Origin of the sequence: Extensimonas vulgaris (assembly GCF_003337425.1) — a bacterium.
Taxonomy (GTDB): domain Bacteria; phylum Pseudomonadota; class Gammaproteobacteria; order Burkholderiales; family Burkholderiaceae_C; genus Extensimonas; species Extensimonas vulgaris.
On record NZ_QPJU01000011.1, the window covers coordinates 37,537 to 59,870 of the forward strand.

Below are 22,334 nucleotides of genomic sequence, written 5' to 3' on the forward strand. Positions count from 1 at the left end.
GCGGAAAGCTCTTTTTTTGGCAGCGCAGTATGCCCACGGAAGACGGATTTTGCGCCACCGATCCGGCATAAAACATGCTTTGGACTTACGCAAACAAGGATGCCGCAGAGTGTTTTGTTATGGGATGCGCGCCTTGCCTGACCTCGATTTGCGTAAGTCGTGATGCTATTTCACCGGCGTTCGCCATCCGCCGCACAATGGCGCAGAGCATAGACCGCTTTTTTTCTTCTTCGTTGTCCAGATTCGCCCCATGCACACCCGCCCCCTACGCTTCGTACGCCGTGCCCAGTTGGTCACGCTGCCGCATGTTCCGCCCGATCGCACCTTGCTCGACCTGCTGCGCGAAGACCTGGGGCAGACCGGCACCAAAGAGGGTTGCGGCGAGGGCGATTGCGGCGCCTGCACCGTGGTGCTGGCCGAGCGGCACGAGGGGCGGCTGCGCTACCGCGCCGTGAACAGCTGCATTCGGCTTGCGCATTCGATCGATGGCATGGCTTTGTGGACGGTGGAAGACCTGACGCGCGACCCGCTGCTGCGCCGCCAGTGCGCCGATGCAGCAGCCGATCTGCACCCCGTGCAGCAGGCGATGCTCGAATGCCATGGCTCGCAGTGCGGCTTTTGCACGCCGGGCTTCGTGATGAGCCTGTTCGGCCTGTACCAGAACCAGATCGCTGCAGGCGCTGCGGGGCGCGGAGGCCCAGAAGTCACGGCCGAGCAGGCGCTCGAAGCGCTCTCGGGCAACCTGTGCCGCTGCACCGGCTACCGCCCCATCGTGCAGGCGGCGCAGCGCATGGGCGCGCTGCCAGCCGTGGCCGTCGACGAGGCCGAATTGCTACGACTATTGGAGCTGCTAGCGCAGGATGGTAAAGCGCTGGAAGGTGATTTTGCTTATGAAGCGCCGCGCAGCCTACCGGCCCTGCTCGCGGCGCGCGCGGCGCGGCCTGAGGCGCAGGTGGTGGCCGGCTGCACCGACGTGGGTCTGTGGGTGACGCAGCAGCAGCGGCGCTTTGCGCAGGTGCTCGATGTCACGCGCGTGCCCGAGCTGCGCCGCATAGACTGGCACGCCGACCACATCGCCATCGGTGCGGCGGTGAAGCTCGCCGAGGCGTTCGGTGCCCTGGCGCAGCAATGGCCGCAGCTGCACGACTTTGGTGCGCGCTTTGCCGGGCTGCCGGTGCGCAACGCGGGCACGCTGGGCGGCAACGTGGCGAATGGCTCGCCGATCGGCGATTCGATGCCGCTGTTGATCGCGCTGGGCGCGCAGCTCGTGCTCGCAAGCACGCGCGGCGAGCGCACGCTTGCGCTTGAGGACTTTTACACCGGCTACCGCCGCACCCAGCTCGCGCCCGACGAGCTGCTGGTGCGCATCCTCGTGCCGCGGCCGCCCTCTCCATCGGCCGCGCCCGACGCCCTCGATGCGGCGCCGCACTCGCTGCAGCTGTTGCGCGCCTACAAAGTCTCCAAGCGCTGGGAGGACGACATCTCGGCCGTGTGCCTCGCGCTGCAGGTCGAGGTGGTGGCCGGCGTGGTGCAGCATGTGCGCATTGGCGCGGGCGGCGTCGCAGCCACGCCCGCACGCGCGCGCCAGACCGAGGCCGCGTTGCTCGGCCAGCCCTGGACGCAGGCCAGCATCCACGCCGCCGCGCGCGCCCTGCAGGCGGAGTTCACGCCCTTGTCCGACCTGCGCGCGAGCAGCGCCTACCGCCGCGCCGTGCTTGGGCGGCTGCTGCAGCGCTTTTGGCTGGAAAGCCAGGCCGCTGGCGCCCATGAAGATCAAGGTCAAAATGGGCTCCAACACCCGCCCCATCTGCCACAGCAGCTACCAAGTCTGGAGCACCATCATCTGCCGCTGCTGCTGCAGGAGGTCGCACGATGAAGCCCGCTACGCTGCCTGCTGCAGCTTCCGCCACGTCCATGCCGGCGTCCCCCGCCTCCTCCACCGGCCCCGCGCTGGGCCAGCCCTGGCCGCACGAGAGCGCGCGCGCCCAGGTCTGCGGCGCGGCGCCCTATGTCGATGACCTGCCCGAAACCAAGGGCACGCTCTATGCCGCGCCCATCGTCTCGCCGTGTGCGCACGGGCTGCTGCGCGGCATCGATGCGGCGCCCGCGCTCGCGCTGCCCGGCGTGCACGGCGTGGTGCTCGCGGCCGACGTGCCGGGCGACTTGTGGCTGCCCACGCCCGCGCGCGACGAGCCCATTTTTGCGCTCGAGCGCGTGCACTACCTGGGCCAGGTGCTGGGGCTGGTGGTGGCGGACAGCCCGGCGCTGGCGCGGCGCGCGGCGCGCGCGGTGCAGGCCGACATCGCGCCGCTGCCCGCGATCCTCACGCTGGAACAGGCGCTGCAGGCGCAAAGCTACGTGCTGCCGCCCGTCACGCTGCGCCGCGGCGATGCGGCGGCGGCGCTGGCGGCGGCGGCGCGGCGCCTGTGCGGGCGCTTCGAGGTCGGCGGGCAGGAACATTTCTATCTTGAGGGGCAGATCGCCTACGCGCTGCCGCTGGAGCAGGGCCAGTGGCTCGTGCATTCGAGCACGCAGCACCCCGCCGAGGTGCAGCACTGGGTCGCGCACGCGCTCGGGCTCGCGCAGCACGCGGTGCGCGTGGAATGCCGGCGCATGGGCGGCGGCTTTGGCGGCAAGGAGACGCAGGCCGGCCAGATCGCCGTATGGGCGGCGCTGGCCGCGCACAAGTTCGGCCGCCCCGTGAAGCTGCGGCTCGCGCGGCGCGAGGACTTTCTCATCACCGGCAAGCGCCACCCCTTCGCGTACGACTACGAGGTAGGCTTCGACGACACGGGGCGCATCAGCGGGCTGCGGCTGCAGATGGCGGTCAACTGCGGCTTCTCGGCCGACCTCTCGGGCCCGGTGGCCGACCGCGCGGTGTTCCACTGCGACAACGCCTATTACCTGGGCGACGTGGAAATCACCTCGCTGCGCTGCAAGACGCACACGCAAAGCCACACGGCCTTTCGCGGCTTTGGCGGGCCGCAGGGCATGATCGCGATCGAGACCATCCTCGGCGACATCGCGCGCGCGCTGGGGCATGACGCGCTCGACGTGCGGCGGCGCAACCTCTACGACCCCGACCCAGCTGCGGGGCGATGCACCACGCCCTACCAGATGGCGGTGGAAGACAACATCCTGCCGCAATTGCTCTCAAAACTGGAGCTGTCTGCCAACTACCGGCGCCGGCAAGAGGCCATTTTGGCTTGGAACCGCATGCAGCCCGTGCTGCGCCGCGGGCTTGCGCTCACGCCGGTCAAGTTCGGTATCAGCTTCACGGCCACGCAGTTCAACCAGGCGGGGGCGCTGGTGCACGTCTATACCGATGGCAGCGTGCAGGTGAACCACGGCGGCACCGAGATGGGGCAAGGGCTGCACACCAAGGTGGCGCAGGTCGTCGCCGACGAGCTCGGCGTGCCGCTGGCCCAGGTGCAGGTCACGGCCAGCGACACCGCCAAGGTGCCCAACGCGAGCGCCACGGCCGCATCGAGCGGTACCGACCTCAACGGCCGCGCCGCGCAGGACGCCGCACGCCAGGTGCGCGCGCGCCTGGCGGCGCTGGTGGCGCAGCTCGACGGCTGCCACCCCGAGCAGGTGCGCTTCGCCGACGGCCAGGTGCACTCGCCCGCGCAGCAGCGCAGCTTCGCGGCGCTGGTGCAGCTGGCCTACGCGCAGCGCGTGCAGCTGTGGAGCGACGGCTTTTACCGCACGCCCAAGATCCACTACGACAAGCACACGCTCACGGGCCGGCCGTTTTACTACTTCGCCTACGGCGCGGCCTGCACCGAGGTGGCCATAGACACGCTCACGGGCGAAAGCCGCGTGCTGCGCGTGGACATCCTGCACGACGTGGGCCACAGCATCAACCCGGCCATAGACCGCGGCCAGATCGAGGGCGGCTTCGTGCAGGGCATGGGTTGGCTCACAACCGAGCAGCTCGTGTGGAACGACGCCGGCGCCCTGAGCACCTGCGCGCCCAGCACCTACAAAATCCCCGCCGCGGGCGACGTGCCCGCGCAATTCCACGTGGACTTGTGGCCAGAGCCCAACCGCGAGGACAACGTGGGCGGCAGCAAGGCCGTGGGCGAGCCGCCCTTCATGCTCGCGCTCAGCGTTTATGAGGCGCTGCGCAATGCCATCGCCGCCGCGCCAGGCGCAGCGGGCGAACAAAGCACGGTGGGTGCGGCGACCAATCCCAATCCCTTCGCCGCACAGCCGCTGCGCCTCGACGCCCCGGCCACGCCCGAACACATCCTGCGCGCGCTCGGGGCCTTGGCACCAGACTGACATCACTGCTCAGGCTTGCCGCGCCCGCAGGCCGCGCGTCAGGGCCGCGTCGCCGCGATCTTGCAGCACCGGCTGAGTGCGCACGCAGTTGCGTCCGGCGCGCTTGGCCTCGTAGCAGGCCATGTCGGCGGTGCGCAGCACGGTGCGCAGGTCGTGCCAGTGCGCCTCGGCCAGCGGCACCAGCCCTATGCTCACGCTGAGCGTGAAGCCGTGCCCGTGGTAGGCGGCTTCGAGCCCCTGCACCGCGGCGCGCAGCTGCTCGGCCACGGCCTGGCCGCGCGCGAGCGAGCAGCGCGGCAGCACCACGCCGAACTTGTCGCCACCCAGGCGCGCGGCCCAGCCGCTGTGGCGCACCTGGCTGTCGATGAGCCGCGCGAAATGGCGCAGCACGTCGTCGCCCGCGCCGTGGCCCGCGACTTCATTGACCAGCGTGAGGTGGTCCAGGTCCAGAAACAGCAGCACGCCCGCTTCGGCCGGATCGAAGCCCGCGTGCACCACGGCCACATTGCCTGACCGTGCCGCGACCTGGGCCGCCTGGCCGCGCTCTGCCAGCAGCAGGCCCAGACGCTGCTCGAAGCTCGCGCGGTTGCACAGCTGCGTGAGCGCGTCGTGCGTGCGCTCCCACTCCTGCTGGTGGCGCACCTCGCGCAAGGCGGTGATGTCCTCGAACAGCCACAGGATGCCTGCCTCGGCATCGCCTGCCTGTATGGGCCGCGCCTGCACGCGCGCCCACATCAGGCTGCCGTCCTTGCGCAGGAAACGCGCCTCGCCGTCGAGCACGCCGTGGGCGGCAAACTCGGTCTGCACACGCGCGCGCCAATGCGCGTAGTCGGCATCGCTCGCGTGCAGGCGCCGTGCCGAGCAACCCTGCAGCTCCTGCACGCCGTAGCCGAGCAACTGGCACGCCTGGCGCCCGAGCAGCTGCAAAACGCCCTGGCGCGAGAGCGCGATACCCACCGGAGCGTGCTCCAGGATGGCCTGCAGCTGCGCCGCCAGCGCACCGCTGCGCTGCCATTGGCGCTGGCCTTCCTGCTGCAGGCGCTGCAGCCAGACCAACAGCACGTCGACTTCGTCCGCGCCGGTCGATTCATCGCCCGCCGCCTCCCGTTGCAGCGCTTGCACATCCGACCGGTGCGCGGGCCGGTGCGCGGGCCAGGGCTGCAGCAAGGTGGGCAGCGCGCAAGCCTCCGCGGCCGCCAAGGCACCCGCTGACGCGCCGTCGTGGTGCCGCAGTGCCCGCTGCGCCGCACGCCCCAGTCGCGTGAGTGGCTGCGCGAGCCAGGCCATCAACCCCAGCAGCAGCAAGGCACACACGCCCAGCAGGGCCAGCGCGGCCTGCCCTGCGCCGCGGCGCAGGACTGCCCCCGCGCCGAGCAGATCGGGCACGGCGCTCACACGCGCCACGGTCCATTGCGGCAGCGGCATGTCGGCACAACTCGCAAGGTACACGCCCTGCACTCGTGCATGTTCCTGCATCCCAAGCACTGGCGGCGCGCACATGGTGCCAGGTGCAAACCCCGGCTCGTCGCGCACACTGCCCAGCACACGGGCCGCATCGGTGTGAAAAAGAATCCGGCCCGCGCGTGTGAACACCAGCAACCGCTGCGGCCCTTGCGCGGGCGCTGCGGCGACTGCGGGCGCGAACAGGGCTGAGGTTTGCAAGGGCACACTGACGCCCAGCGCGCCCAGCACCTGCCCGTTCGCCCCGAGCAGCGGCAGGCTGAAGGCGATGTGCGCCGCGGCCGGCCCATCGCCAGGCACTTCGCCCATCTGCGCCCTGGCCTCGCGCACGGTGCGCTGCAATATTGCGCGCTCGGCGGCGCTGGCCTGGTGCAGTTCAGGCTCGTGCAGCACCGGGCCGCTGGCGCGCGCCGTGCTTGCCTGCGCTGCTTGCAGGTGCACGAGCACCGTGCCATCGGGCCGCACCATGGTCATGCTGGCAAGCCAGGGCATGGCCGCGAACTCCTGCTGCAGCGCGCGCTGCAGCACCGCGGGCTGCGCCAGCAGTTGCGGCGCAATGCGCGAGGCCGCAGCGCGCAACTGCTTTTGCAGCAGCTCGATCTTGCCCGCAAAAAGCCGTGCCAGCAGATCGACCTCGTCGCTTTGCTGGCGCGCGAGCTGCTGCAAGGCGTCCTGCTGCACCGCGCGCACCACCAGCCACCCGCCCACACCGGCGGCGAGCATGAGCAGCCCGAGTGCCACGCCCATCAGGCGCAGCACCAGGGGGCCAGGCATGCTCCAGGTGGGCGCGATGCCGGCGGTGGTGGCGGACGAGGGCGCAGCGCGAGGCATCAGGCCGCCTTCGACGCAAAAGCCGTGCCCGCAAGCGCCAGCGTCAAGGAAAGATCGAACATCCAAAACTTCCACGCGCCGCGGAATGCGGGCGCATGGATGCAGCATACGCAGTGGCAACGCGCGTGTAACTTGGGTGGAACCCGTACCCCGCCAAAGGTGCGGGCACGACGCGTGGACGGTCAGACAGGTGCGTGCACGGCGCCTGCGGGGTGCGCAGAAACCGGGAAAGGAAGAATCTGGAGCGCGGCTCAGAGGCTGAGAGTTTTTCGGCCGCGGCCGAAAGGCGCATCCAAACGCCACCGCTTAAGGCGCAAAGCGCAGCCATAGCGCGGGCTATGGCGAGCATTTGCAACGACAAGCGGGGAGTTTTGGTGCGCAAGGCGGCCATGGGCGAAAGGCTCTCAGCCTCTCAGCCACCCGCGACCGATTGCAGAGCGTGCGGCTGCGGCAGGTTGAGCACGTTGCCCGTGCCGGCAATCAGCCCATGCTCGCGCAGGTGGCGCAAGATGCGCGAAAAAGTCTCGGGCGCGATGCCCAATTGCGCGGCGATGATGCGCTTGCGCTCTTGCAGGGTCACGCGCAGGGTGCCGTTGGGTTCGGGCTGCGCGTGCTGCAGCAGCCATTGCGCGCAGCGCGCCTCGGCGTCCTGCGCCAGGCGGCTCACGGCCAAGTCCGTCTGCCGACGGCAGGCGGCGGCCATGTCGTGCAGCAAGGCGCGCGCAGGCTCCGGCAGCGCGGCGCAACCTTGCTGGAACGCATCCAAAGGCAAGCGGCGCACCTGCACCGCAGTTTCGGCCACCATATCGACCGCGCAGTGCTTGCCAAGCAAGGCATCGGCCGCGTCCAGCCAGCACGGCCCTTCGACCAGCCCCAGACGATGGCGCAACTCGCCTTGTTCGCACACGCCGAGCACCACGCGGCCGCTGTCGAGGTGCAGCACCGAATCCAGGTGCTCGTGGCGTTGGCGCAGCATGTCGCCCGCAGCCGCCGTTTCGGCTTCCGAAGGAAGGGGGAACAGGGTGGATGACAGCATGGTGCCGACTGTGCCGCGCCGCGCCACCGCCCGTGTTGAGCAAAATCAAAGGTGTAGCCTATCCACCAGCACCGCGGGCGCCGCACCCTGCACGTGCACCACTTTGCTGCGGCATGACAATTGCTTTTTGCCATCAGGCCGCTTTTGGCGCCCGATGCGTTGCCAAAACGCTGCCGTCTTTCGTGCGCCGGTGTTTTACGGACAATACCGATTTTCCATTTTTCAGGAGGGTTATCCATGCAAAAGAATCTCGTCACCCTGGCCGCCGCGCTGCTGTGCGCGACTGCCGCCCAAGCTCAGAGCTCCGTGCAAGCCACGGGCCTGCTCGATGCCTACGTGGGCTCCATGCGCTACGCGGGCGACGCCGAGCGCACCAGCACCGTGGGCAGCGGCGGCTTGACGACCTCGTGGTTCGGCTTCAAGGGCAGCGAAGACCTGGGCGGCGGGCTCAAGGCCAACTTCGCCCTGACGGGCTTCATGCGCATGGATACGGGCGAGGCCGGCCGCTTCCCGAACGACCCCTTCTTCTCGCGCGATGCGAACGTGGGGCTCTCGGGCAGTTTTGGCGCGCTGACGCTGGGGCGCGGCCTCGCGCCCAACTTCCTGCCCTCGGTGATCGCCAACCCCTTGGGCGACTCGTTCACCTTCGCGCCGCTGATCCTGCACATGAACGTGCCGCTGTTCAATGCCTCGCACTGGCAAGCCACCACACCTTCTGACACCGGCTGGTCAAATGAAATCATCTACACCACGCCCGACTTCTCCGGCCTGAAAGCCAATCTGCACTACCAGTTCGGCGAAGTGCCGGGCAACAACAGCAAGAAGAACATCGGCGTCAACGCGCTGTATTTCAACGGCCCGCTCACGCTCACGGCGTTTTACGAGCACGACCAAATCAGCAACCCCGCCCCCACCACCTACTTCGGCACGACCAAGAAGGACTGGATGCTCGGCGGCGCCTACGACTTCAGCATCGTCAAGGCTTACCTCACGTATGGCGAGGCCAAGTCCGACGACAGCCCCATCAAGGCCAAGACCACGCAGGTCGGCGCCTCGATTCCGCTCGGCGGGCCGGGCAAGGTGCTGGCTTCGTGGGCGCAGACCAAGCTCACGGACGTGGACCTCAAGCGCAAGACCTTCACGCTCGGCTACGACTACAACCTGTCCAAGCGCACCGACGTGTATGCCATGTTCATGAACGACCGCATCACGGACCAGGACACCGGCAACAGCTTCGGCATCGGCATGCGCCACAGCTTCTGACGCCGGCGGCACCGGCGGCGTCTGCGCGCGATTGCGCACTGCTCAGAGCACCAAAATCGCGCGGAAGTCGTTCACGTTGGTATAGGTCGGCCCGGTCACGAGCAGATCGTCCAGGACTGAAAAGAATCCCCAGGAGTCGTTGCGCGCAAGGTGCTCGGCCACGCGCAGGCCGGCGCGTGCGGCGCGGTCGAGCGTGTCCGGCGCCACCCAGGCGCCCGCGTTGTTCTCGCTGCCGTCTATGCCGTCGGTGTCGGCCGCGAGCGCCCAGATGTTCGGCGCGCCTTGCAGCGCCTGCGCGAGCGCGAGGCAGAACTCGCCCGCGCGCCCGCCGCGCCCCGGCAAATCGCCCGCGGCGCGCGGGTGCACCGTCACGGTGGTTTCGCCGCCCGACAAGAGCACACAGGGCGCGGCAAACGGCGCGCCGCGCTGCGCCACCGTGCGCGCCAGCGCCGCGTGCACCTTGGCCACTTCGCGCGACTCGCCTTGGATTTCATCTGACAGCACATGCGCGGCGATCCCTGCGCTGCGCGCCGCCTGCGCCGCGGCCTGCAGCGCCTGCCAGGGCGTGGCGACGAGGCGCACGGTGTTTTTGGCAAAGGCCGCAGCGCCGGGCTTTGGGGTTTCGAGCGCGCCGCTTTCCAGCCCTTGGCGCACCGCCTGCGGCAGCGCGATGGCGTAACGCCGCACGATTTCGAGCGCCTCGGCGCAGGTGCTCGCATCGGGCACCGTGGGGCCGCTCGCGATCACGGCGGGGTCGTCGCCGGGCACGTCGCTGATCGCGAGCGTGCACACCGGCGCCGGCGCACATGCGAGCGCCAAGCGCCCGCCCTTGATGCGCGAAAGGTGCTTGCGCACGCAGTTCATCCCGGCAATGTTCGCGCCGCTCGCAAGCAACTCGCGGTTGATGCGCTGCTTGTCCTGCAGCGTCAGCCCCTCCACAGGCAGCGCAAGCAGCGCCGAGCCGCCGCCCGAGACGAGGAACAGCACGAGGTCATCGTCCGTGAGGCGGCTTTGCTGCACGAGCGCCAGCATGCGCTGCGCGGCCACCTCGCTCGCGGCATCGGGCACGGGATGCGCGGCTTCCATCACTTCGATGCGCTGCGGCACACCCGCGGGCCGCGGCGGAATGTGGCCGTAGCGCGTCACGACCAGGCCCGACAGCGGCGCATCCGCAGGCCACAGCGCTTCGAGCGCCTGCGCCATCGCACCCGCCGCCTTGCCCGCGCCGAGCACCAGCGTGCGCCCGCGCGGCGGCGCTGGCAAGGCGGCCGCGAGCCCGTGCAAGGGCTGGGCGCTGCGCACCGCGACCTCGAACAAGGCCTGCAAAAAGGCTCGCGGACGGGTGCGCGGATCAGGCAGCGGCGGGGAAAGAGGGGCGCTTTGGTCTGGCATGGCACGCCTCGTGGCTGGCAAACACGTTGAAGTCTGCCCAAAAAGAGGGGGGTTCACAATCGAAATGATAGCTGCCTACGCTTTATATAAAAGCATAAATGCCGTTTTTCTTTATGAAAAAAATCATCAAAAACAATAGCATCTGGCGGACCGCCATATTCCCGTCATCGACGGAGATTATGGTTTCGTCCCTGCCCCTGCCCCTGCCCCGCTCTCATGACCCAGATACCACCGTCCGCCCGGCATGCGGCCATGCTGACCCTGCTCTCCCCTGCGCTGCGCCACGGCACGGGGGTGCTGGCGCGTCTGGTGCGCGCGGGCGCGCTGCACTGCGTGTTCCAGCCCTTGGGCGACTTGCGCGCGGGCGGGGTGTATGCCCACGAGGCCTTGATTCGCGGCCCGCGGGATACGGCCTGGCACACGCCCATAGCGCTGCTGGAGCAGGCACAGCGCGAGCACGTGCTGGCCGACTTTGAGCTTTTTTGCATCTTCACGGCGCTGCGCGACTGGGCGGCCACGCACCCGCCCGGCACCGCGCCGGGGCGCCTGTTCGTCAACATCAGCGCCGACGCGCTGGTGCTGGGCGTGTCCATTTTCGGCGCCAAGCTCGCCCAGGCGGTGCGCAGCATGGGGAGCAAGGCGCGCATGCTGGTGCTCGAAGTCACCGAACACGAGCGCGTGACCGACATGGCCATGCTGCGCGCAGCCGTCAAGACCGTGCACGCCTGCGGCATACGCCTGGCGCTCGACGACTTCGGCGATGGCCGCTCGAGCCTGCGCCTATGGTCCGAGGTCAAGCCCGACTTCGTGAAAATCGACAAGCATTTCATCCACGCCATCAGCGCGCACCCCGAAAAGCTGCAGATGCTGCAGGCCATCAAAGGCATCGCCGAGATGTTTGGCACACAGCTGATCGCCGAAGGCATCGAAACCCGCGAAGACCTGCACGCCCTGCGCGATCTGGACATCCCTTTCGGCCAAGGCTGGCTGCTGGGCCGCCCGGCGCAAGCGCCGCGCGCGCGCCTGGATGATGAGGCGCTGGCCGTGCTGAAAGACCGGCACGTAGCCGTGCTGCCCCATTTAGGACAGACGGCCCGCCCCGGCATTCTGCGCAGCCTCCCCCTGGTGCAGGCGCCGGCTGTCAGCCCCGACACGAGCAACGACGCCGTCGCCGCGCTGTTCCATGCGCACCCGACCCTGCACGCCTTGCCCGTGGTCGAAGGCACGCGCCCCATCGCACTGGTCAACCGCCTGCAGTTCATGAACCGCTACGCCACGCTCTACTTCCGCGAGGTCCATGGCCGCAAGTCCTGCCTGGCATTCGCCAATCCATCACCGCGCGTGGTCGAGCTCGACTGTGACGTGGAGCAGCTCATGGGCATCCTCACCGCGCAGGATCAGCGCTACCTCAACGATGGCTACATCGTGACCGACAATGGCCGCTATCTGGGCCTGGGCACGGGCGCCCAGCTGGTGCGCGCCGTCACGGAAACGCGCATCGAGGCCGCGCGCCACGCCAATCCCCTGACCTTCCTGCCCGGCAACATCCCCATCAGCCTGCACATACAGCGCCTGCTCGACAACGGCACCGAATTCACGGCCTGCTACGCCGACCTGAACCACTTCAAGCCCTTCAACGACTACTACGGCTACTGGCGCGGCGACCAGATGATCCGCCTGCTGGCCCGGCTGGCCACGGCGCACTGCGACCCGCGCCACGACTTCGTCGGGCATGTGGGGGGCGACGACTTCGTGCTGCTGTTCCAGAGCGGCGACTGGCTGCAGCGCTGCGAGAACCTCGTGGCGGAGTTCGCGCGCGAGGCCCTCTTGCTGTTCGACGAGGCCGCGCGCCAGGCCGGGGGCATCTACGCCGAGGACCGTGACGGCGTGCGCCGCTTCTTCCCTTGCACCACCTTGTCGATTGGTGTGGTGCGCATCGCGCCGGGCGCGCTGCGCCGCGCCGAAGACGTGGCCAACCTGGCCGCTATGTCCAAGCACGATGCCAAGCTCGCCGCGAGCGGCATCGCCGTGCGCGCTGGCCCCACAGCGGCAGCGCAAACCGACCCGGAGCTGGCGCGCGCAGCCTGAGAGGCTGAGCGCGGGGCACCCCGCTCAGTTTTTCGCCACGGGCGTATCCGCTTCGCTCCAGCCGCCGCCCAGCGCCTTGTAGAGCAGCACCTGGTTTTGCCGCTGCGCAAGCTGTGTTTGCGCGAGCGCCTGCTGCGCGGCAAACAGCGTGCGCTGGGCGTCGAGCAGTTCGAGGTAGCTGGCCACGCCATTGCGGTAGCGCTGGTCGGACAGGCGGTAGCTGACCAGCGCCGCATCGACCTGCTGCTGCAGCGCACGCACCTGGTCGCCCAGCGTGGCGCGGCCCGCGAGCGCGTCGGAGACTTCGCGGAACGCCGTTTGTATGGCCTTTTCGTACTGCGCCACCGCGATCTCGCGGCCCGCGCGGGCGGAATCGAGCCCGGCCTGGTTGCGCCCGGCGTCGAAGATGGTCAGCAGGGTCTGGTTGGTCTGCGTCCAGACCCAGGTGCCGCCGCTGAACAGGTCGGAGAGCTGGTTGCTCGCATTGCCCGTGGAGGCCGTGAGCGCAATGCGCGGGAAGAAGGCCGCGCGCGCCGCGCCGATGTTGGCGTTGGCCGCGATCAGCTGCTGCTCGGCCTGGCGGATGTCCGGGCGGCGCGTGAGCAGGTCGGACGGCATGCCCGCGGGCACATCGACGAATTGCACGCCTTGCTGCGTGTCAAGCAGCTGCTCGGGCACGCTTTGGCCCACGAGCAGGGTGAGCACGTTGTAGTCGAGCGCACGCTGGCGCCTTTGCTGCGCCAGCGTGGCGCGCGCCGTGGCGGCGAGCGATTCTGCCTGGCGCAGGTCGAGCTCGGACGCCACGCCCTGCTCGAAGCGCTTGCGGATGAGCGCGAGCGACTCTTCGCGCGTGGTGAGCGTGCGCTCGGTCAACACGAGCAACTCGTCGTCGGTCTGCAGGCTCAGCCAGGTGCTCACGACCGAGGCAATCAAGCTGGTCTGCACCGCGCTGCGCGCCTCTTGCGTGGCAAAGAATTGCGCGAGCGCCGCTTCCTTGAGGCTTTGCAGGCGCCCGAACAGGTCGATCTCCCAGCTCGCCATGGTCAGGCCCACGGTGTAGGCGTGCACCATGTTGCCGGTGGCGCCGGGCTGGTAGCTGCCCGTCAGACCCGCGCTGACGGTGGGCAGCTGGTTCGCACGGTTGATCTGGTACTGCGCACGTGCCTGCTCTATGGTGAGCGCAGCGACGCGCAGGTCGCGGTTGTTGGCAAGCGCCAATTCCACGAGGGCGCGCAGGCGCGCATCGTTGACGAAGTCCTGCCAGCGGATGTCTGCCGCCTGCGGCTGGGCCGTGTCGGCGACGGGGGCTGGGGCGCCGCCGGGCACGCTCGGCCACTGCGGCGCCACGGGTGCGGCGGGGCGCTCGTAGGTCGGAATCAAAGAGCAGGCGCTGAGCCCCAAGGCCAGCAGCGCCGCGCTCCAGCGCAAACGGGGCGCGAAAACGGTCGAAGCCATGGTTCAGTTTTCCTTGTGTTCAGCGGCAGCTGCGGGGGCGGCCTGCCCTGGGCGCGGCTCGCCCTTGAACAGGCTGCGCACCACGACGAAGAAGGTCGGCACGAAAAAGACCGCCAGGAAGGTGCCGGTGATCATGCCGCCGATCACCCCGGTGCCGATCGCGCGCTGGCTTGCCGCGCTCGCTCCGGTCGCAATGGCCAGCGGCACCACGCCGAGGATGAAGGCCATCGAGGTCATCAGAATCGGCCTGAAGCGCAGGTGCGCGGCCTGCAGCGCGGCGTCGAACACGCTGCGCCCCTCGGCCTGCAAGTCCTTGGCGAATTCGATGATCAGAATCCCGTTCTTCGCCGACAGGCCGATGATGGTCACGAGGCCGACCTGGAAATACACGTCGTTGGGCATGTGGCGCAGGAGCACTGCGAGCAGCATGCCGAGCACGCCCAGCGGCACCACCAGCATCACCGAGAACGGGATCGACCAGCTTTCATACAGTGCAGCCAGGCACAGGAACACGGCCAGGATGGCGAACGCATAAAGCACGATGGCCTGCGAGCCGGCGATCTTTTCCTCGCGCGACTGGCCCGTCCACTCGAAGCCGAAGCCCGCGGGCAATTGCGCCGCCAGGCGCTCCATCTCGGCCATGGCCTGCCCCGTGCTGTAGCCCGGCGCGGCGTTGCCTGCGATGCGCATCGACGGGTAGCCGTTGTAGCGCACCGTCTGCATGGGGCCGGTCACCCAGCGCGTCGTGGCAAAGGTGGAAAACGGCACCAGATTGCCCTGGCTGTTGACGGCCGTGAGCTTGAGGATGTCTTCGGGCTGCATGCGCGCGGGGGCATCGGCCTGCACGATGACGCGCTGCATGCGCCCCGCGTTCGGAAAGTCGTTGATGTAGGACGAGCCGAAGGCCACGGACATGGCGCTGTTGATGGCCGCAAAACTCACCCCCTGCGCGCTCGCCTTGTCGCGGTCTATGTCCACCTGCAGCTGCGGCGCGTCTTCGAGGCCGTCGGGGCGCACGGCGGTGAGCACGGGGCTCTTCATGGCCATGCCCAGGAGCTGGTTGCGCGCATTCACGAGCGCGTCGTGGCCATTGCTGCCGCGGTCTTGCAACCGGAAAGCAAAACCCGTACTCGTGCCGAGCTCAGGAATCGGCGGCGGGCTCAGCACGAAGATGAAGGCGTCGCGAATCTGCGAGAAGGCTGCCATGCCGCGCCCCACGATGGCGTCGACGCTGTGCTCGGCGCCGGGACGCTCGGCCCAGTCCTTGAGCGTGACGAAGGCGATGCCGGCGTTTTGCCCACGCCCCGAGAAGCTGAAGCCTTGCACGGTAACGATGTTGTCCACCTCGGACTGCTTGAGCATGAAGTCCTCGATCTGCTTGACCACGGCGCCGGTACGGCTGTCGGCCGCACCCGGCGGCAGCTGGATGTTCACGAGCGCGTAGCCCTGGTCTTCATTGGGCAAAAAGGAGGTCGGCAGGCGCAGATACAGCACGCCCACGGCTGCGATCAGGGCGACGTAGATGATCATCATGCGCCCACCGCGGTGCAGGAGCTTGGCCACCCAGCCTTCGTAGCGTTTGGCACTGCGGTTGAAGCTGCGGTTGAACCAGCCAAAAAAGCCTTTTTTCTCGTGGTGGTGCCCGGCTTCGACGGGCTTGAGCAGCGTGGCGCACAAAGCCGGCGTGAGCGAGAGCGCCAGAAAGGCGGAAAAACCAATCGACACAGCCATCACGACCGAGAACTGACGGTAGATGTTGCCCACCGAGCCGGCAAAAAACGCCAGCGGCAAAAACACCGACACCAGCACCACGGTGATGCCGACGACGGCGCCCGCGATCTGGCCCATGGCCTTGCGCGTAGCCTCGCGCGGCGGCAGGCCCTCCTCGCTCATGATGCGTTCGACGTTTTCCACCACCACGATCGCGTCGTCCACCACGATACCGATCACGAGCACCATGCCGAACATGGTCAGCACGTTGATCGAAAACCCCAGCGCGAGCAAAGCGCCGAAGGTGCCCAGCAAGGCCACGGGCACGACGATGGTCGGAATCAGGGTGTAGCGGATGTTCTGCAGGAACACGAACATCACGATGAACACCAGCACGATGGCTTCGAACAGCGTGTGCACCACCTTCTCGATCGAGATCGAGACGAACTTGGAGCTGTCGTAAGGCAGGCTCCAGCGCACCCCTTTGGGGAAATACTTCTCCAGCTCCTGCAGCCGCGCGCGCACCATCTTGGCCGACGCAAGCGCGTTGCCGCTGGGCGACAGCTGTATGCCTATGCCCGCGGCCGGTTTGCCGTTGAGGCGCGCAGTCGTCGCATAGGACTCGACCCCAAGCTCGATGCGTGCTACGTCCTTGAGCCGCACCGTGGAGCCGTCGGGGTTGGCGCGCAGCACGATCTTGCCGAACTGCTCCACCGTTCTGAGCTGCCCCGGCACGATCACGGTCGCCGTGATCGTCTGATCTTTGAGGTTGGGCTTGTCGCCTATGCTGCCCGAGGACACCTGCACGTTCTGCGCCTGGATGGCAGCGGCGATGTCGGCAGTCGAGACGTTGTAGCCCTGCATCTTGGCCGGGTCTATCCAAATGCGCATGGAGCGCTCGGCACCGAACAGCTGCACCTGCCCGATGCCGGGCACGCGCTGCAGCTCGGGCACCACGTTGCGCGCCGCATAGTCGGTCAGGTCGTCCAGGGTGACCTCCGGCGATTCGGACGAAAGCATCGCGAACTGCAGGAAGTTCGAACGTGACTTGTCCACCTTCACGCCCTGCTGCGTCACTGCCGCAGGCAGGCGCGGCGTGGCGCGCGAGAGACGGTTTTGCACGTCCACCTGCGCCATGTCGGGGTCGGTACCGGGCTCGAAGCTCAGCGTCAGCGTGCCCGTGCCGTCGGCCTGGCTCACGGCCTCCATGTAGGCGAGGCCCGTGGCGCCGTTCATTTCGCGCTCGACCACGGCGATCACGCTGTCTTCGAGCGTCTGTGCGGATGCACCAGGGTAGGTGAACGACACCACGATAGTCGGCGGCGCCACCGTGGGGTATTGCGCTACGGGCAGCTGCGTGATCGACACGCCGCCCAGCACCATGATGAAGATGGCCACCACCCACGCAAAAATCGGGCGGTCGATGAAAAAATTGGGCATGGAACGCGCTCCTCTTTTCTTTTAGCGGCTCGCGGCGTTCAGGGGCGCGCCGCTGCGGGAGCGCTGGCGGACGAGGCAGCCTTGGCCGGCGCAGGCTGCGCGGCAGGGGCTGCGCCCGCGCCGGCGCCCGGGCCACCTGCCGCCGTGGGCTGCCAGGGCACGGGCTTCACGGGCGTGCCCGGCGGCAGCATCATCACCTTTTGAAAGCCGTCGACCATGACCTGCTCGCCCGCCTTGAGACCGTCGAGCACCACCCAGCGGTTACCGCGTGCGGCGCCGATCTTCACCTTGCGCTGGCTCAATTTGCCGTCGGGGCCGACCACCGTGACCGTGTCGCCCTGCTGCGTGCGCGTGACGGCCTGCTGCGGCACCGTAATGCCGTTGGGCAGCTGCGCCTGCTCGACGCGCACGCGCACGTACAGGCCCGGCAGCAAGTCGCCCTTGGGGTTGGGCACCTCGGCACGCAGGGTGATCTGGCCCGTGGCCTGATCCACCGTCAAGTCCGAAAACAGCAGTTTGCCGGGCAGGGCGTATTCGCTGCCGTCGTCGAGCGCGATGCGCACGCGCGCCGCGTTTTCATTGCCCACGCGCTGCAGCTGCCCCGCCGCCATGGCGTTGCGCAGCTGCATCACCTCGTTGGCCGATTGCGTGAAGTTGACATAGACCGGATCGATTTGCTGGATCACGGCCAGCTGCGTGGCCTCGCCCTGGCCCACGAGCGCACCTTCGGTCACGAGCGCGCGCCCGATGCGCCCCGAAATCGGCGCCGTGACGCTGGCGTAACCCAGGTTGATGCGCGCCGTCTGCACGGCCGCCTTGCCCGCGGCCACGTCGGCCTCGGCCTGCTTTTGCGCCGCTGCGGCGTTGTCGTAATCCTGCTTGCTCACGGCATTCACGGCCACGAGCGGCTTGTAGCGCTCGGCCAGCGCCGTGGCCTGCAGCAAATTGGCCTGCGAGCGTGCCAGCGTGGCCTCGGCGCTTTGCAGCGCGGCCTGGTAGGGGGCGGGGTCGATCGCGTAGAGCAGCTCGCCCGCCTTGACGTCGCTGCCTTCACGGAACAGCCGCTTTTGCACGATGCCCGCCACGCGCGCGCGCACCTGTGCGATGCGGTACGCCTCCACGCGGCCGGGCAGCTCGGTCACCAGGCCGACTTCGCCGGGCTGCACCGTGATCACGCCCACTTCGGGCGGTGGCCGCTGGGCACCGGCACCGGCAGGCGCCTCGGACTTGCCGCAGGCGCTCAGCAATACAGCGGCGCAGGCCGCCGTCGCCACGAGTCCGGCGCGCCAACGCCACGCGGGCGCCGCGGAGGAAAACGGAAGAACGGTCTCGGCATGTCGCAAGGCAGGCATGGTGTTCCTTCGATCAAAATTCAGGCGATCGCCCCCGCCGGAACGCCCGGCGAGCGCGACAAAAAACGGGACGGCATTGCAATCCCAGGCCATGCATCCCTCATGCCAGCTGAGAGCCTGTCCATGCGCCTGGTCGCGTCATAAAGCGGCGCAGTATATATACATCCGCGAATGTATGTATATTCGCCCGATCGGCACGCACAGTGGAGGGTTTTTTATGGCTAGACGCACCAAGGCCGACGCGCAGGCCACGCGGGAGAGCCTGCTCGATGCTGCCGAACAACTGTTTCAGGCGCGTGGCGTTTCGCGCACTTCGCTCAACGACATCGCCGTGGCCGCGGGTGCCACGCGCGGCGCGATCTACTGGCATTTCAAAGACAAGGCCGACCTCGTCAACGCCATGATGGAGCGCGTGAGTCTGCCGCTCGAGCAAATGCTCGCGCACGAGCAATTCGCGCAAGCCCAGGACCCCGTGGCCGAGCTGCACGCCGCGATGCTCGAGGTGCTGCGCCTGATCGCCACCGACGCGCAAACGCGCCGCGTGCTGCAGATCGCCACACACAAGGTCGAATACGTCGATGAACTCGGCCCCGTGCAGTCGCGCCACCTGCGCGTGCACGCCGAGTGCCTGCAGCGCAATCGCCAGACGCTCGCCAAAGCCTTCGCGCTGCGCGCCGTCACACCGCCCGTGCCGCTCGATACCGCCGTGCTCGGGCTGCAGGTGCTGCTCGAAGGGCTGGTCAACCAGTGGCTGCTCGACCCGGCGGGCTTCGACCTCGTGCAGGCCGGCAGCGCCACGCTCGACGTGTACCTCGCGGGCCTGGGCCTGCCGCGCAAGCCCCCGCCGCCTACCGTGCCTGCCGCGCCAGCCACGCCTGCGCTCAAGGCCGCGCGCGCGTAGCCGCATCACTGCCTGCCGCGCCACCGGCCACGTCCACCGTGAACCACTGCGCGATGAGCGCGCGCTCGGCCTCGGTCATCTGCGTGGCATTGTTCATGGGCATGCGCTTTTCCACCACCACCTGCTGGTAGATCGCCTGCGCGTGCCGGCGCAGGTTTTCGGGCACGTCCAGGCGCAAACCCTTCATCTGCACCTGCGCACCGTGGCAGGACGTGCAGCGCTGCTGCACGATGGCCTCCACTTTTTCAGCATCATTTTGGCCTCTAGCCATTGATGTACCTGCGCTAGCAGCTATCGAAACAGGATCATCCGAAGCCTGCGGCCGCAAGCACCACACCAGGGCCGCGAGCACTGCCACGCCCACGAGCGCATACGGCAGTGGATGGCGGTTGCGCCCGAGCTTGTAGCCGTGGCGCAGAACGAAAAACTGGCGGATGCTCGCGCCCGCAAACATCATGAGCACAAGCACGAGCCAGTTCTGCGGATGGCTCCAGGTGAAGCTGTAGTGCCCGCTGAGCATCGCAAACACCACCGGCAGCGTGAAATACGTGTTGTGCACGCTGCGCTGCTTACCGCGCAGCCCGTGCAGCGGATCGACCGGCTGCCCCGCGCGCAGCGCCGCCACCATCTTGCGCTGGCCCGGAATGATCCAGAAAAACACGTTCGCGCTCATGCTCGTGGCCAGCATCGCGCCCACGAGCAAAAAGGCCGCGCGCCCGGCAAACCAGTGGCAGGCCAGCCAGGCCGCCGCCGCGACGAGCACGAGCACGAACGCGCTGACGATGGCGTCCCCGCGCGGGCGTTGCCCCCAGATGCGGCACACGGCGTCATACAACAGCCAGAACGCCACCAGAAAGCCCAGCGCCACCGCCACTGCCAGCGCCGGCGGCCAGTCCATGCGTGACTTGTCGATCAGGTAGGTGCTCGCATTCCACAGGTAAGACACCGTAAAGAGCGCAAAGCCACTGAGCCAGGTGCTGTAACTCTCCCAGAAAAACCAATGCAGGTGCGCGGGCAGCTGCGGCGGCGCGACGCTGAACTTCACCGGGTGGTAAAAGCCCCCGCCGTGCACAGCCCAGAGCTCGCCGCTCACGCCCTGGCGGCGCAAGTCCTCGTCCTGCGGCGGCGTGAGGCTGCTGTCGAGAAACACGAAATAAAACGACGACCCTATCCAGGCGATCGCCGTGACCACGTGCAGCCAGCGCAGCAGCAGATTGGCCCAATCGAGCAGATAACTTTCCATGTGCGGCACACCTTAGAACCTGTTCATGGTCTTTTCATGGGGTACGTTGCCCCGCAAAGGCAGTGGATGCAAGGCGCCCACCGCAAGCCGCACTGATGTGCGGCGAGGATGGGCAACGCCGCAGACGCTGCCTTTGCGGGGCAACCCGAAGGGCATGGCAGCAAACGGCCACGCGCGTCGTTGCCCGCCTTGCCCAGGCCACCAGCATGGGCGGCGCCGGGCGCCTCGATCGTGACCGTTTGCTGTCATGCGCACCCCATGAAAAGACCATGAACAGGTTCTTAGCAAGCTGCTCACCACCGCGGGCGCTCTGAGCAGCACACGAAAAACGGCCGCGCTTCTGAACGGGGAGAACCCTTGGACACTTCAGGCACCGCTGCGACCGCGCCGTGGAGTGTAAGCACGAATCGTTCCCGCGGCGCATTCCCGCGGCGACCTAAAATCCCGCGCATGCTCGACCTCCTCCTCCTTCGCAAAGACCTGCCCAGCGTCATCGCACGGCTCGAAACCCGCAAAAAACCCCAGCCCTTCCTCGACGTCGCGGCCTTCCAGGCACTCGAAGCCGAGCGCAAGACGCTGCAAGCGCACACCGAAGCGCTGCAGGCGCGCCGCAACAGCCTTTCCAAGCAGATCGGCCAGTGCAAAGCGCGGGGCGAAAACGCCGACGCACTCATGGCCGAGGTCGCCCAAATCAAGGATGAGCTAGAGCACTCCGCTGCGCGGCTCGAACAAATCCAGGCCGAGCTGCACGCGCTGCTGCTCGCCGTGCCCAACCTGCCACATGAAAGCGTGCCTGTGGGCGCGGACGAAAGCGCCAACGTCGAAGTGCGCCGCTGGGGCACGCCACCGCAGTTCGACTTCCCGCCCAAAGACCACGTCGATGTCGGCACGCCGTTGGGGCTCGACTTCGAAACCGGTGCCAAGCTCTCGGGCGCGCGCTTTTCCGTCATGCAAGGCCCGATCGCACGCCTGCACCGCGCACTCGCGCAGTTCATGCTCGACCTGCAAACCGGCGAGCACGGCTATACCGAGTGCTACGTGCCCTACATCGTCAACGCCGACTCGCTCCTGGGCACGGGCCAGTTGCCCAAGTTCGCCGGCGACCTGTTTGCCGCGCAAAAAGGCGGGCAGGACGCCGAACCCACGCCCGAGCAGGCTGCGCTCTACCTCATCCCGACGAGCGAAGTGCCGCTCACCAACTTTGTGCGTTACACCGTGCTCCAGGAGAGCGAATTGCCACGCAAACTCACCGCGCACACGCCCTGCTTTCGCTCCGAAGCCGGCAGCCACGGGCGCGACACGCGCGGCATGATCCGCCAGCACCAGTTCGACAAGGTCGAGCTCGTGCAGATCGTGCACCCCGATAAAAGCTACGAAACGCTCGAAGCCATGACGCGCCACGCCGAGGCCGTGCTGCAGCGCCTGGGCCTGCACTACCGTGTCATGAGCCTGTGCACCGGCGACCTCGGCTTTGGCGCCGCCAAAACTTACGACCTCGAGGTGTGGTTGCCCGGCCAAAACACCTTCCGCGAAATCAGCTCGGTGAGCAATTGCGAAGCCTTCCAGGCACGCCGCCTGCAAGCCCGCTTCAAAAACAGCCAGGGCAAGAATGAACTCGTGCACACCCTCAACGGCTCGGGCCTGGCCGTAGGCCGCACCCTCGTCGCGGTGCTCGAAAACTACCAGCAAGCCGACGGCAGCGTGACCATCCCCGAAGCCCTGCGCCCCTACCTGGGCGGCCAAACCCGCCTCGCGCCGGGTGCTTGAGACAGGCTGCTAGTTTGACTGTGTCATAAATTACTCCTCGCCCGCCCGCAGCATGGGCAGCGAGGCAGGATGCGGGCAATTCGTTGTGCCAGCATCTGCCGCAGCGTG

At 67.9% G+C, this 22,334-nt stretch carries 13 protein-coding genes; 6 read left to right on the forward strand and 7 right to left on the reverse strand.

All coding sequences use genetic code 11. The features are described from left to right. The first annotated feature begins 250 nt into the window (after positions 1–250). Complete coding sequence (gene xdhA, locus DFR45_RS12820) at positions 251–1,876, forward strand: xanthine dehydrogenase small subunit (protein ID WP_114484139.1); 1,626 nt, start codon at positions 251–253, stop codon at positions 1,874–1,876. A gap of 38 nt (positions 1,877–1,914) precedes the next feature. Then, the gene (xdhB, locus tag DFR45_RS12825; protein ID WP_241659459.1) at positions 1,915–4,287 is read left to right on the forward strand and encodes a xanthine dehydrogenase molybdopterin binding subunit; all 2,373 of its coding nucleotides are present in this window, start codon (positions 1,915–1,917) and stop codon (positions 4,285–4,287) included. Positions 4,288–4,296: 9 nt separating this feature from the next. Here xdhB and DFR45_RS12830 read toward each other — a convergent pair whose 3' ends face one another. Both DFR45_RS12830 and DFR45_RS12835 read right to left on the reverse strand, forming a co-directional pair. Continuing rightward, positions 4,297–6,579, reverse strand: coding sequence for a sensor domain-containing diguanylate cyclase (locus tag DFR45_RS12830; protein ID WP_114484141.1), 2,283 nt, complete (start codon positions 6,577–6,579; stop codon positions 4,297–4,299). Positions 6,580–6,991: 412 nt separating this feature from the next. Then, positions 6,992–7,615 carry a Crp/Fnr family transcriptional regulator gene (locus DFR45_RS12835; RefSeq protein WP_114484158.1) on the reverse strand — a complete coding sequence of 208 codons (624 nt, stop codon included), beginning with the start codon at positions 7,613–7,615 and terminating at the stop codon, positions 6,992–6,994. A 237-nt stretch (positions 7,616–7,852) separates the two neighbouring features. Between DFR45_RS12835 and DFR45_RS12840 the strand changes: the two genes are divergently transcribed. Beyond that, complete coding sequence (locus DFR45_RS12840) at positions 7,853–8,878, forward strand: porin (protein ID WP_114484142.1); 1,026 nt, start codon at positions 7,853–7,855, stop codon at positions 8,876–8,878. Between the two features lie 42 nt (positions 8,879–8,920). On the opposite strand, the gene DFR45_RS12845 is transcribed toward DFR45_RS12840, so the two are convergent. Then, the gene (locus DFR45_RS12845) at positions 8,921–10,270 is read right to left on the reverse strand and encodes a glycerate kinase type-2 family protein (protein WP_114484143.1); all 1,350 of its coding nucleotides are present in this window, start codon (positions 10,268–10,270) and stop codon (positions 8,921–8,923) included. 216 nt (positions 10,271–10,486) lie between these two features. On the opposite strand from DFR45_RS12845, the gene DFR45_RS12850 reads away from it, so the two are divergent. After that, positions 10,487–12,358: an EAL domain-containing protein gene (locus DFR45_RS12850; protein ID WP_242005157.1), complete on the forward strand. Its 1,872-nt coding sequence runs from the start codon at positions 10,487–10,489 to the stop codon at positions 12,356–12,358. A 24-nt stretch (positions 12,359–12,382) separates the two neighbouring features. Here DFR45_RS12850 and DFR45_RS12855 read toward each other — a convergent pair whose 3' ends face one another. Genes DFR45_RS12855 through DFR45_RS12865 form a run of 3 tightly spaced genes read right to left on the reverse strand, consistent with a single transcriptional unit; the run spans position 12,383 to position 18,315 of the window. Then, positions 12,383–13,813: an efflux transporter outer membrane subunit gene (locus DFR45_RS12855; protein WP_114484145.1), complete on the reverse strand. Its 1,431-nt coding sequence runs from the start codon at positions 13,811–13,813 to the stop codon at positions 12,383–12,385. Between the two features lie 3 nt (positions 13,814–13,816). Continuing rightward, the gene (locus DFR45_RS12860) at positions 13,817–16,963 is read right to left on the reverse strand and encodes an efflux RND transporter permease subunit (protein WP_114484146.1); all 3,147 of its coding nucleotides are present in this window, start codon (positions 16,961–16,963) and stop codon (positions 13,817–13,819) included. Positions 16,964–17,001: 38 nt separating this feature from the next. Next, positions 17,002–18,315, reverse strand: a complete 1,314-nt coding sequence (locus DFR45_RS12865) for an efflux RND transporter periplasmic adaptor subunit (protein ID WP_114484147.1) — start codon at positions 18,313–18,315, stop codon at positions 17,002–17,004. A 217-nt stretch (positions 18,316–18,532) separates the two neighbouring features. Between DFR45_RS12865 and DFR45_RS12870 the strand changes: the two genes are divergently transcribed. After that, positions 18,533–19,216, forward strand: coding sequence for a TetR family transcriptional regulator (locus DFR45_RS12870; RefSeq protein WP_114484148.1), 684 nt, complete (start codon positions 18,533–18,535; stop codon positions 19,214–19,216). Here DFR45_RS12870 and DFR45_RS12875 read toward each other — a convergent pair. Further along, positions 19,197–20,459 carry a urate hydroxylase PuuD gene (locus DFR45_RS12875; RefSeq protein ID WP_114484149.1) on the reverse strand — a complete coding sequence of 421 codons (1,263 nt, stop codon included), beginning with the start codon at positions 20,457–20,459 and terminating at the stop codon, positions 19,197–19,199. The genes DFR45_RS12870 and DFR45_RS12875 overlap by 20 nt on opposite strands. 450 nt (positions 20,460–20,909) lie before the next feature. Between DFR45_RS12875 and serS the strand changes: the two genes are divergently transcribed. Continuing rightward, the gene (gene serS / locus DFR45_RS12880; RefSeq protein ID WP_114484150.1) at positions 20,910–22,226 is read left to right on the forward strand and encodes a serine--tRNA ligase; all 1,317 of its coding nucleotides are present in this window, start codon (positions 20,910–20,912) and stop codon (positions 22,224–22,226) included. The last annotated feature ends 108 nt before the right edge of the window (positions 22,227–22,334 follow it).

Excerpts from the sequence above, each read along its gene's own strand:
- xdhA (WP_114484139.1), top strand. The coding sequence starts at position 251 with ATGCACACCCGCCCCCTACGCTTCGTACGCCGTGCCCAGTTGGTCACG.
- xdhB (WP_241659459.1), top strand. The coding sequence starts at position 1,915 with ATGCCGGCGTCCCCCGCCTCCTCCACCGGCCCCGCGCTGGGCCAGCCC.
- DFR45_RS12830 (WP_114484141.1), bottom strand. The coding sequence starts at position 6,579 with ATGCCTCGCGCTGCGCCCTCGTCCGCCACCACCGCCGGCATCGCGCCC.
- DFR45_RS12835 (WP_114484158.1), bottom strand. The coding sequence starts at position 7,615 with ATGCTGTCATCCACCCTGTTCCCCCTTCCTTCGGAAGCCGAAACGGCG.
- DFR45_RS12840 (WP_114484142.1), top strand. The coding sequence starts at position 7,853 with ATGCAAAAGAATCTCGTCACCCTGGCCGCCGCGCTGCTGTGCGCGACT.
- DFR45_RS12845 (WP_114484143.1), bottom strand. The coding sequence starts at position 10,270 with ATGCCAGACCAAAGCGCCCCTCTTTCCCCGCCGCTGCCTGATCCGCGC.
- DFR45_RS12850 (WP_242005157.1), top strand. The coding sequence starts at position 10,487 with ATGACCCAGATACCACCGTCCGCCCGGCATGCGGCCATGCTGACCCTG.
- DFR45_RS12855 (WP_114484145.1), bottom strand. The coding sequence starts at position 13,813 with ATGGCTTCGACCGTTTTCGCGCCCCGTTTGCGCTGGAGCGCGGCGCTG.
- DFR45_RS12860 (WP_114484146.1), bottom strand. The coding sequence starts at position 16,963 with ATGCCCAATTTTTTCATCGACCGCCCGATTTTTGCGTGGGTGGTGGCC.
- DFR45_RS12865 (WP_114484147.1), bottom strand. The coding sequence starts at position 18,315 with ATGCCTGCCTTGCGACATGCCGAGACCGTTCTTCCGTTTTCCTCCGCG.
- DFR45_RS12870 (WP_114484148.1), top strand. The coding sequence starts at position 18,533 with ATGGCTAGACGCACCAAGGCCGACGCGCAGGCCACGCGGGAGAGCCTG.
- DFR45_RS12875 (WP_114484149.1), bottom strand. The coding sequence starts at position 20,459 with ATGGAAAGTTATCTGCTCGATTGGGCCAATCTGCTGCTGCGCTGGCTG.
- serS (WP_114484150.1), top strand. The coding sequence starts at position 20,910 with ATGCTCGACCTCCTCCTCCTTCGCAAAGACCTGCCCAGCGTCATCGCA.